Origin of the sequence: Streptomyces sp. TRM64462 (assembly GCF_013362995.1) — a bacterium.
Lineage (GTDB): Bacteria > Actinomycetota > Actinomycetes > Streptomycetales > Streptomycetaceae > Streptomyces.
Window position 1 is genome coordinate 1 of sequence record NZ_JABWDV010000334.1, and the last position, 10,175, is coordinate 10,175.

9 protein-coding genes and 1 tRNA gene are annotated in these 10,175 nt (G+C 71.7%); 7 read left to right on the forward strand and 3 right to left on the reverse strand.

Annotated elements, in window-relative coordinates; translation table 11 throughout:
* The 4 genes from HTZ82_RS17070 to HTZ82_RS17085 all read left to right on the forward strand — a co-directional run.
* Positions 1-915 (forward strand): 2-aminoethylphosphonate ABC transporter permease subunit (locus tag HTZ82_RS17070; RefSeq protein WP_254711917.1); only part of this gene is annotated, 915 nt, incomplete at its 5' end.
* A complete protein-coding gene (locus HTZ82_RS17075; RefSeq protein WP_175410253.1) occupies positions 896-1,693 on the forward strand; it encodes an ABC transporter permease in 798 nt (265 codons plus the stop codon). The genes HTZ82_RS17070 and HTZ82_RS17075, both read left to right, overlap by 20 nt.
* A gap of 21 nt (positions 1,694-1,714) precedes the next feature.
* Positions 1,715-2,776: a 2-aminoethylphosphonate ABC transporter substrate-binding protein gene (locus HTZ82_RS17080; RefSeq protein WP_175410254.1), complete on the forward strand. Its 1,062-nt coding sequence runs from the start codon at positions 1,715-1,717 to the stop codon at positions 2,774-2,776.
* 159 nt (positions 2,777-2,935) lie between these two features.
* On the forward strand, positions 2,936-4,474 hold the full coding sequence (locus HTZ82_RS17085) for an alkaline phosphatase family protein (protein WP_175410259.1): 1,539 nt from the start codon (positions 2,936-2,938) through the stop codon (positions 4,472-4,474).
* Between the two features lie 55 nt (positions 4,475-4,529).
* Here HTZ82_RS17085 and HTZ82_RS17090 read toward each other — a convergent pair whose 3' ends face one another.
* Positions 4,530-5,309, reverse strand: a complete 780-nt coding sequence (locus tag HTZ82_RS17090) for an HAD-IIA family hydrolase (RefSeq protein ID WP_175410255.1) — start codon at positions 5,307-5,309, stop codon at positions 4,530-4,532.
* 298 nt (positions 5,310-5,607) lie between these two features.
* Here HTZ82_RS17090 and HTZ82_RS17095 point away from each other — a divergent pair, with 298 nt between their 5' ends.
* Positions 5,608-7,044, forward strand: a complete 1,437-nt coding sequence (locus HTZ82_RS17095; RefSeq protein WP_175410256.1) for an RICIN domain-containing protein — start codon at positions 5,608-5,610, stop codon at positions 7,042-7,044.
* A 101-nt stretch (positions 7,045-7,145) separates the two neighbouring features.
* On the opposite strand, the gene HTZ82_RS17100 is transcribed toward HTZ82_RS17095, so the two are convergent.
* On the reverse strand, positions 7,146-8,051 hold the full coding sequence (locus HTZ82_RS17100) for an RICIN domain-containing protein (RefSeq protein WP_175410257.1): 906 nt from the start codon (positions 8,049-8,051) through the stop codon (positions 7,146-7,148).
* A 251-nt stretch (positions 8,052-8,302) separates the two neighbouring features.
* Between HTZ82_RS17100 and HTZ82_RS17105 the strand changes: the two genes are divergently transcribed.
* Together HTZ82_RS17105 and HTZ82_RS17110 are read left to right on the forward strand one after the other, a co-directional pair.
* Complete coding sequence (locus tag HTZ82_RS17105) at positions 8,303-8,962, forward strand: hypothetical protein (protein WP_217624244.1); 660 nt, start codon at positions 8,303-8,305, stop codon at positions 8,960-8,962.
* 7 nt (positions 8,963-8,969) lie between these two features.
* A complete protein-coding gene (locus tag HTZ82_RS17110) occupies positions 8,970-9,677 on the forward strand; it encodes a class F sortase (RefSeq protein ID WP_375540828.1) in 708 nt (235 codons plus the stop codon).
* Between the two features lie 60 nt (positions 9,678-9,737).
* On the opposite strand, the gene HTZ82_RS17115 is transcribed toward HTZ82_RS17110, so the two are convergent.
* A tRNA-Lys gene (locus tag HTZ82_RS17115) sits at positions 9,738-9,811 on the reverse strand.
* Positions 9,812-10,175: the final 364 nt, after the last annotated feature.

The following is a 10,175-nucleotide window of genomic DNA, read 5'->3' on the forward strand; positions in this document are numbered from 1 at the left end:
GCCCAAGCCCCTGCCCAAGCCCCCGGCGATGCCCCAGACCCCGGCGACGCCCTCGCCCAAGCCCCCCGCGACGCCCCCGCCCCGCCGCGCCCCCGTCGGGCCCGCATCGTGCGGCGGCTGCTCTGGGTCGGCCCGCCGCTCGTCGTGCTCGCTGTGCTGTTCCTGCACCCGCTCGCGCTCGTCGTCCAGGAGTCGCTCGCGCCCGGGGCGTACGGGTCCGTGCTCGCGTCCCGGGCCTTCCGGGACGCGGTCGTCATGACCGTGCAGCTCGCGCTCGGGGCGACCGTCGGCTGTCTCGTCCTCGGGTTCGTGCTCGCGCTGATCCTCGCGTTCGTGCCCTTCCCCGGCTCGCGGGCCGTCGCACGGTTCATCGACGTCTTCCTCTCCTTCCCCTCCTTCCTCATCACCCTCGCCCTCCTCTTCCTCTACGGCACTGTCGGCATCGCCAACGGCCTCTGGACCGACGTCACCGGCGACCCCGCCGGCACCGGACCCTTCCGGTTCCTGACCACGCCCTGGGGCGTGCTGCTCGCCGAGATCACGTACTTCACGCCGTTCGTCGTACGGCCCCTGCTCGCCGCGTTCGCCCAGCTCGACACCGCGCAGCTGGAGGCCGCCGCCTCACTCGGCGCGCGGCCCGCGCGGATCGTGCGGCAGGTGATCCTGCCCGAGGCGCTGCCCGCCCTCGCCGCGGGCGGCGGGCTCGTACTCGTCCTGTCCCTCAACGAGTTCGGCATCGTCCTGTTCACCGGCGCCAAAGGCGTCACGACCCTCCCGATGCTGGTGTACGGCAAAGCCATCCTGGAGTCCGACTACGCCGCCGCCTGCGTCGTCGCCGTCGTCGAGATCGCGCTCTCCGTGGGCCTCTACACGCTGTACCGGGGGGTGAGCCGCCGTGCTGGTGCACACCGCTAGGGGGCGCTGGGCGGCCTGGGCGCTGTTCGCCCTCCTCTTCGTACCGCTGTTCGCGCTGCCGCTGCTCGTCGTGCTCGCCGCCTCGTTCGCCACGAACTGGTCCGGCGCCCTGCCCTCCGGGCCGACCACCGGCCACTACGCCGCCGCCCTGCGCGGCGAGTCCCTGGAGGCGCTCACCGCCAGCCTCGTCACCGCCGTCACGGCGAGCCTCGTCGCGCTCGCCCTCGGCACCTGGGCCGCCCTGGCCGCCGAACGGCTCGGCCGGCGCGCACGCCGGGTCGTCGACGCGCTGTTCATGCTGCCCGTCGCCGTCCCGTCGGTGGTCGTGGGCCTCGCCGTCCTGGTCGCGTTCTCGCAGCCGCCGCTGCTGCTCAACGGCACGCGCTGGATCGTCCTGGCCGCGCACACCGTGCTGGTCACCGCGTTCGCCCACCAGTCGGTCTCGGCGGCGCTCGCCCGTCTCGACCCGGCGTACGAGGAGGCCGCCGCCATGCTGGGCGCCCGCCCGGCGTACGTGCTCCTGCGGGTGCGGCTGCCGCTCCTGCTGCCGTCGCTCAACGCGGCCGCCGGGCTGTGCTTCGCGCTCTCCATGGGCGAGTTGAGCGCCACGATGATGCTCTACCCGCCCGACTGGCTGCCGCTGCCCGTGCTCGTCTTCACGGCCACCGACCGGGGCTCCCTCTTCACCGGCTCGGCACTCGCCGTCGTCCTCATGACCACCACGCTGCTGGTCCTGCTCGCCGTCTCCCGCCTCCGTACCAAGGCCACCTACCGCTAGCCAGCAAGGAGCGACCCCGCCATGCCCACCCGCATCCGCACCGCCGCCACGGCCACCCTCACCGCCGCCCTCCTCGCCACCACCCTCTCCGCCTGCGGCTCCTCCTCCGCCGCGTCCGACGAGAAGGTCGTCACCGTCTACAGCGCCGACGGCCTCAAGGGCGAGCACGGCGACGGCTGGTACGACCGCGTCTTCAAGGACTTCGAGCGCGAGACCGGCATCAAGGTCGAGTACGTCGAGGGCGGCTCCGGCGAGATGGTGCAGCGCGCCCTGCGCGAGCGCCGCAACACCCAGGCCGACGTCCTCGTCACGCTCCCGCCGTTCATCCAGCAGGCCGACTCCAAGGGCCTCCTCCAGGCGTACGAGCCGAAGGGCGCCGACCAGGTCCACGCCGCCGACCGCTCCCGCACCGGCACCTGGACCGCCGTCGTCAACAACTACTTCGGGTTCGTCCACAACAAGAAGGAGCTCAAGACCCCGCCCACCACCTGGGAGGACCTCCTCGACCCGAAGTACAAGGACCGGCTCCAGTACTCCACCCCCGGCGTCGCGGGCGACGGCACCGCCGTCGTCATCAAGGCGATGCACGACTTCGGCGGCCGTGAGCCCGCCATGGCGTACCTGAAGAAGCTGCAGGCCAACAACGTCGGCCCCTCCTCCTCGACCTCCAAGCTCGCCCCGAAGGTCGACAAGGGCGAACTCCTCGTCGCGAACGGCGACGTCCAGATGAACTTCGCGCAGGCCCGCTCCATGCCGAACCTCGCCATCTGGTTCCCCGCCCGCGAGGGCGGCAGGCCCACCACCTTCGCCCTCCCGTACGCCGCCGGGCTCGTCAAGGACGCCCCGCACTCCGCGAACGGCAGGAAGCTGCTCGACTTCATGCTGACCGAGCGCGCCCAGCGGCAGGCCAGCGAGGTCGGCGGCGGCTTCCCGGCCCGTACGGACGTCAAGCCCACCGACGCCAACGCCATCGCGCTCGACACCCTGATGCGGGACGTCGAGGTCTTCGAACCGGACTGGGCCGACATCGAGAAGAACCTGACGACGTACATCGACGCCTGGAAGAAGGCGACGGGCAGTTGAACGGCGCCCGGCGCACCGCGAGCTGAGCGTCCCTCACGAATTCACCGCATGTCCCTGGTCTCCGCAGCGCCCCGGCGCGACCATGACCCGCGCGCGCCGCACCACCCCACACACCACGGAGGAACCGCCATGCCCACGCCCGCCATGCCCACGCCCGCCATGCCCACGCCCGGCATACCCCGCCGCACCGTGCTCACCGCCGCCACCGCGACCACCGCCCTCGCCGCGACCGGCCTCGCGGCCCCTGCGGCACACGCCGCCGTCCCCACGCTCCCCCACGGCACCAGCGCCGACAAGGTCCTCGTCGTCGGCATGGACGGCGTGCGCCACGACCTCATCGACGCCGCGAACGCCCCGCACCTCAAGGCGATGCGCGCCGCCGGCACCTATGGCACGTCGCTCCTGTACGCCAACCCCATGGCCGCCACCTCCTCAGGACCCGGCTGGTCCACGATCTCCACCGGCGTGTGGCCCGACAAGCACGGTGTACGCGACAACTCCTTCACCGGACGCGACTACTCCCGCTACCCCGGCTTCCTCGCCCGCCTCCACCAGGTGCGGCCCGAGCTGTCCCTGTTCGCCGCCGTCGACTGGAAGCCCCTCGACACGTACGGCACCGTCACCGCGGGCGCCGACGCCGCACTGGTCCTGGACGGCGACCGTGACGGCTACGTCGCCCACGACGAGACGATCACCGCCACCACGGTGTCCGTCCTCCGCGACCAGAACCCGGACGTGGCGTTCGTCTACCTCGGCAACACCGACGTCGTCGCCCACTCCTACGGCACCGGCAAGAAGTACCTCGACGCGCTCGCCGTCCAGGACGCCCAGCTCGGCCGGATGCTGGCCGCCATCGAGGCCCGCCCGACGCGCGCGGCGGAGCGCTGGACGGTCGTCGTCTGCACCGACCACGGCCATGTCGACGCGGGCGGCCACGGCGGCAGCTCCATCCCCGAGCGCATGACCTTCGTCCTCGCCACCGGCCCCGGCATCGCCGCCGGCGCCCGCCCGCACGACACCCGGCTCGTCGACGTCGCCGCCACCGTCTTCCACCAGCTCGGCATCGTCCCCGACCCGTCCTGGGGCCTGGACGGTCGCCCGATCCAGCAGCGGTCGTCGGACCCCTTCGACACCGTGTACGGCTCCCTGCGCGACCGGGTCGACGAGTCCGGCATCCCGGCCGGAGTCCTCGGCTTCACGCACACCCCGCCCACCGGCTGGTCCGTCATCAACAGCGCCATGGGCACGGGCGGTGTGACCGAGTGGCGCGGCTGGTCGTTCACGACCGACGACTTCTGGTCCCGCACCCACCGCGACCAGTGGCGTGAGCTCAACGTCCGCGCGCGCGGCGTGTTCGCGGTCGCGGACTCCGACGAGTGGGACGACAGGTCCAACTCGGGCCGCTTCGACTCGACGCTGGTGACCCCCGCGTACAGCGTGTCCGGGAAGGCGAGGGCCACGCTGCGCTTCACCACCCACTACCGCCAGGAGACCGGGCAGACCGCGCGGGTCCTCGCGTCGTTCAACGGCGGTACCCCCACCGTCGTACGGTCCTACACCTCCGACGTCGTCGCGCAGCCGCAGGCGCTGACCGTGGACGTCCCCGCCGGGGCCTCGTCGGTCGGCTTCCGCTTCCACTACACCGGCGCCAACAACTGGTACTGGGTGGTCGACGGGGTCGAGATCCACACGTCGTGATCACCCGGGGGCGTCGCCACAGCACGTCTGTCGCGGCGCCCCCGGCTGCGGTCGGTCACACGAAGTCGATCACGTCCGCGATGGAGTCCTTCACATGGGTGGGGCGGTACGGGAAGCGGTCGATGTCCGCCTTCGCGGTCAGGCCGGTGAGCACCAGGAACGTCTGCATTCCCGCCTCCAGGCCCGCCAGGATGTCGGTGTCCATCCGGTCGCCGATCATGGCGCTGTTCTCGGAGTGGGCGCCGATGGTGTTGAGGCCGGTGCGCATCATCAGCGGGTTGGGCTTGCCCACGAAGTACGGCTCCTTGCCGGTCGCCTTCGTGATGAGCGCGGCGACCGCGCCGGTCGCGGGAAGCGCGCCCTCGGCCGAGGGGCCGGTCTCGTCGGGGTTCGTGGCGATGAACCGGGCGCCGTTGTTGATCAGGCGGACCGCCTTCGTCATGGCCTCGAAGGAATAGGTCCGCGTCTCGCCCAGAATCACGAAATCCGGCTCCGTGTCCGTCAGGACGTAGCCGACGTCGTGGAGGGCGGTCGTCAGGCCCGCCTCCCCGATGACATAGGCGGAGCCGCCCGGGTGCTGGTCGTCGAGGAACTTCGCGGTGGCCAGGGCCGAGGTCCAGATGTTCTCGACGGGGACGTCGAGCCCTATCCGGTTGAGCCGCGCGTGCAGATCCCGGGCGGTGTAGATCGAATTGTTGGTCAGGACCAGGAAGGGCCGCTCGCACTCGCGGAGCTTCTTGATGAAGGCGTCCGCCCCCGGCACCGGGATGCCTTCGTGCATCAGCACCCCGTCCATGTCGGTGAGCCACGATTCGATGGGCTTGCGCTCTGCCATGTTGCCGGTCTCCTGTACGCAAGGGCTGCTGGGCGCCGGGACGACTCTGTACCGCGACGCCCACAGCGTAGCCACGGGGGAGCCGGTTGCTTCATCCCACGGTCGTGCACGGCGGAACCCCTGGGAGCCGCCCCGCTTTCCCTAGGGAACATCATCGGGGGCCGGGTGGCTCCTGCCGCCCCATTCTTCTTCCAGCCCGGAGATCGCCGTCCGCGCAAAGGGGCGCGGCGAGCGCGCGATGTGCCGGAGCGCGGGAAGGCGGGAGCATATGGATCGAAGAAGACGGTGGCCGGCAGCCGTGGCCCTGACCACGGCCCTGGCGGGGGCCGCCACCCTGGCTCCTCCGGCAGCGGTCGCGGCGGAGACGAAGCACACCTACGTCACGGCCAAGCTGCGGCTCGACGCGGGGACGCACTTCTACAGCTGGAAGGCGAGCTGTCCCGCCGGCACGGTTATGGACCTGAGCCCCCTGTCCACGGGCTTCAAGGAGAAGAGCAGCGAGATCCGCCTGGACGCCACCTACAAGGTCGGCGACCGCGAGCGGGTGTGGACGCTCAGCAACCCCAGCCTGCTCAACGGCGGCGTCGCGCAGATGACGTACACCTGTATCGGCACCCCGACCGAGGTGCAGCGTCAGACCTTCCCGGACGTCCAGTACGACTGCGAGGTCAACACCACGTCGTGCACGACCGAAGTGGTGTCCACCAAGGAACAGCCGGGGCCTGAGGTGGTGGTCGAGCAGGCGAAGAACTGCAACACGAACCCGGACGACCGCACGCAGGACATCGACATCACCAAGACCTATTCGCGCGCCTTCAGCAGCCAGTACGCCTTCATGGAGGGATCCCAGCTCGCGTTCACGCTCGGGTTCCAGGCGAGCGGCCTGACGGGGAACATCAGTTACACCCTCCAGCGGCAGGAGACGTGGTCCTGGTCCGACACGTCGACGACCTTCTCCAGCGTCGCCGGCAAGGTGCCCGCCCGCCACATCGGCTTCGTCACGTTCACCCCGCAGATGCGGGAGGTGACGACCAAGAACACCCTCACGTACAAGGTCGGCGTGTACGACGCCCGGCCCGACGGCGACCAGAAGACCTGGGTCAAGACCGTCGTGGCAAGCACCCCGAAGGTGCGGCCCGACGGCTCCACCGACGGCCAGTGGGGGTTCCACTTCCGGCGTATGACGGCGCAGGAGGAGCTCAACCTGTGCAAGGGCGTCGCCCTGTTCGGCCCGACGCACAACAAGACCTACGTCGTCACGGCCCGGCAGGATCTGAAGGCGCTGCACGTCACCGGCGGTCAGCAGTTCCTCAGCCTGCCCTCGGTGGTCGGCGAGGTGTCGGAACTCGCGCAGCAGCGGTGGGTGCTGACCCGCACGGACCTGCCCGACGGCAACCTGTTCACGTACACCCTCAAGAACGCCGACACCGGGAAGTGCCTGAGACTGGACGACTACGCCGGGTCCGACCCCAACAGCAGGCAGGTGTACCAGGTCAACTGCTCGACCTCGGACATGTGGCAGCAGTGGCGCTTCCGCTCCATCGACAACGGCTGGAAGCAGATCACGTCGTACGCCAACGACAACTTCATGCTCACCTGGGAGGCGCCGAACGCGCACTGCGGCACCCGTGGGCTCGGCCTGGGCCAGGTCTTCGGGGCGCGCTTCTCGCCCACGTCCCCGCTCCCGACGGACTGCACGTTCGGGCTGCGGCAGACGCTGCCGGCCATCACCTGACCTCCGACGTCGTGATCGAGTGAAGGGATCGTGACCGTGCCTCTCCCCGGGCGCTGCGGCCCGGGGAGAGACACGCCGACGCGTCCGGTGCCGCTAGTGGGTCAGTCGGTGTCGCAGTGCAGGCGGACCTGGCCCTGGTGGGCCGTCGCGTCGTTGTTCCAGTAGCTCACCACGGCCTGCGCGCCACCGGGCTTCAGGTAGACGTTGACGGTGGCCAGATACTGGGCCGCGGGGGTCACTCCGTAGAAGAAGTTGAAGGAGCCGATGCTCTGGCCTGCCAGAGGAACGACGCCGTCGCCGTACGCGGCCTCGTAGTCGGCGACGTTCGCGTACGGGTTGACCCGGAAGTGCCAGCCGGCCGGGCAGCGGTACTCGGGGCGGCTGTCCGCGACCGTGCTCTTCCCGGGGACGCTGATCGTGGACGTGTCGAGCGTCTGGCTGAAGTCGGTCTTCTGGGCCGCCCACACGAACGGGGACGCGCTCTGAACGACGTTGCCGTCGGCGACGCCGATGAAATCGCCGCTGTGCTTGGCCTGCAGCGCGTATCCGGATCCGGAGGGGACGGCCCTGAACTTCTGGTTGTCACCGCCATGGCACTCGTACTGGATGATGTCGGCGCCGGGGTCCGAGGAGCCGCCCCGAACGTCGAGGCACTTCCTGTGGGCCTCCCCTTCCGCGAGCGTGTGCTGGGGAACGAGGGTGACGTACTCACCGCCCGCGGGGCGGACCTGGAACTTCTGGTTGTCGTCGCCGTTGACGGCCCACGTGACCAGAGCCGTGCCGTTGTCCAGTGATCTCCCGGGGACGTCCATGGCCTCGCCGCCGCCGGTGGTGAAGGTGTACGTGCCTTCCCCCAGCGGCTCGGGCGCCGCCGCCGCGGCCGGGCCTGCGCCCACGAGCCCGCCGGTCAGTATCGCGCCGCAGACGGCTGCGATCGCCGCGCGCCGCTTCCGGCGGCGGGACCACGACGGGTGGCCGGGCCTCTCACTGGTGTCGGGATTCTGCACACGTGCCTCCTTGGTCCGGGCGGGTCAGCCGGTAAGAACTATGGGCGTGAAGTCTCGGGCTGAGGCTGGGGAAATCCCCCAGTGTTCCGGCCGAAGGGGCAGGGACCCGGTCGCTGATCTGGTGGAACGCGGCCGACCCGCCAAGACGGCAGGTCAAGGACCTCTACCGGCCGGTAGGGCGCGGACCGCCGTCGGCTGCGGATGCGGAGCGCCCGGATCGGAGTGAATCTTCCTTACGAGGGAGGTTGACGATGCGTCCAGGACCGGTTGCTCTCCGTGCCGTACGGGCGGCGGCGGCCACGGCCACGGCCGCCCTCGTGCTCGCCTCGCCGCCCGCCCACGCGGCCCGGGCCGCCGGAGACGCGGCCGGCGACGGGCCGACCGGCGACGGGGCGGCCGGCGGGCGGGTCGCCGTGACGGTCACCCCGGCCACGGCCGCGCCGGGCTCGGACGTGGACCTCCGGGTCGAGGGCTGCGACGCGGACCGGGGCACGGTCCGCTCCGCCGCGTTCGTCGCCGACGTGGAGCTGTCCGGACGTACGGGTGGCGCGGGCGGCGCGCTGCACGGCGACACGACCGTGAAGTCGGGCCTCGCCTCCGGTACGTACCGGGTCGCCGTCGTCTGCGGCGGCCGCGATCACCACGACGCCGCCCGCGTCCAGGTCTCCCCGACCCCGCCGCCCAGCCCCCACGCCCCCGTCCGCGCGGGCGGCGGGGGCGGCGGGGGCGCAGCCGTGGTCCAGGAGGTTCCGGTCGCACCGGCGGCCGCCGAGGCGCCGAGCGTCGCCGAGCAGGGGCCCGGCACCCGGCACACCGTCATCGGCCTGGTCCTGGCCGCGGTCGCCGCCGTGGCCGTCGCGCTGCGGTCCACGCGCCGCCGCCGCGGCCACGGCCCCGGCGGCACGGACTGAGCGCGCCGTGCCGTCCCGAGACCGCGTCGCCAGCGGAAGCCCCGGCCCCGGCCCCGGCCCGGGCGCCGGCCCCGGTACCGGCCGGTTGTGCGTCGGTGTGGTCTGGGCGCTCCTGCTGGTCCTGATGTGGCTGTGGGGCAAGGAGGTCACGGCCGGACAGGGCTCCCTGTCCGCCCCCACCACCGGTGATGTCGCCGCCGTCGGCCGCCCCCGGGGCGTACCGCTGCCGCCGCCGGTCCCGCCCGCCGCCGACGCCGCCGGGCCCCGGCGTATCGATATCCCGTCGCTCGGCGTCTCGGCGCCCGTCGTGCCGCGCGGCCTCGACGCGACCGGCGCGGTCGAGGCGCCTCCGTACGAGAGGGCGCGGACCGTCGGCTGGTACGGCGCCGGCACCGCGCCCGGCGCCCGGGGCGCGGCGCTCCTCGTCGGCCATGTCGACACCGAGACGGAACCGGCCGTCTTCTCCGCGCTCGGCACCGTCCGCCCGGGCGCCGTCGTCCGGGTCGCCCGCGCGGACGGCACCGTGGCGGAGTTCACCGTCGAGGACGTACGGGTCTCCTCGCGCCACGCGTTCGACGCCCATCGGGTGTACGGGGCACACGACCCGGACCGTGCCGAGCTGCGGCTCCTCACCTGCGGCGGCACCTTCGACCGCGCGTCGGGCACGTACACGGCGAACGTGGTCGTCTCCGCGTACCTCACGGGCGTCCGCTGACCCGGCGAAGCGAACATACGACCGAGGCCCCTCACTTTCGTGAGGGGCCTCGGCTTCGCGTGCGCCGCCAGGGACTCGAACCCCGGACCCGCTGATTAAGAGTCAGCTGCTCTAACCAACTGAGCTAGCGGCGCCTGCTGACCTGCACAACTTTACCCGATGCCGGGAGGTGCTCCGCACCGCGGGCGGGCCGGGCCGCCGAGATTTTCCGCCCCGATGCGCCTGTCGGATAGTCGTTTTTTCCCTTTCAACCGTCAAAATGCGTTATGTCAGGACAGTTGAGAAACTGGCGCCCGTGTCTCAGCGCGGAAGGATCTTGATGAGTGTGGAGGGGATCCGCATGGCCGTCCCGGTCTTCGAGGAGTACGAGCCCGCCGCCGACTGCGCCTGCCCCGGCTGCGCCCGGCAGCGGCGGGAACTCGCGCTCCGCCCGGCCGTGCGGGCCGGCGGGCCCCCGGCCGCCCACGGCGCACGGCGCGCGCTCGTCCTGTTCACGGC

Excerpts from the sequence above, each read along its gene's own strand:
- HTZ82_RS17080 (WP_175410254.1), top strand. The coding sequence starts at position 1,715 with ATGCCCACCCGCATCCGCACCGCCGCCACGGCCACCCTCACCGCCGCC.
- HTZ82_RS17085 (WP_175410259.1), top strand. The coding sequence starts at position 2,936 with ATGCCCACGCCCGGCATACCCCGCCGCACCGTGCTCACCGCCGCCACC.
- HTZ82_RS17090 (WP_175410255.1), bottom strand. The coding sequence starts at position 5,309 with ATGGCAGAGCGCAAGCCCATCGAATCGTGGCTCACCGACATGGACGGG.
- HTZ82_RS17105 (WP_217624244.1), top strand. The coding sequence starts at position 8,303 with ATGCGTCCAGGACCGGTTGCTCTCCGTGCCGTACGGGCGGCGGCGGCC.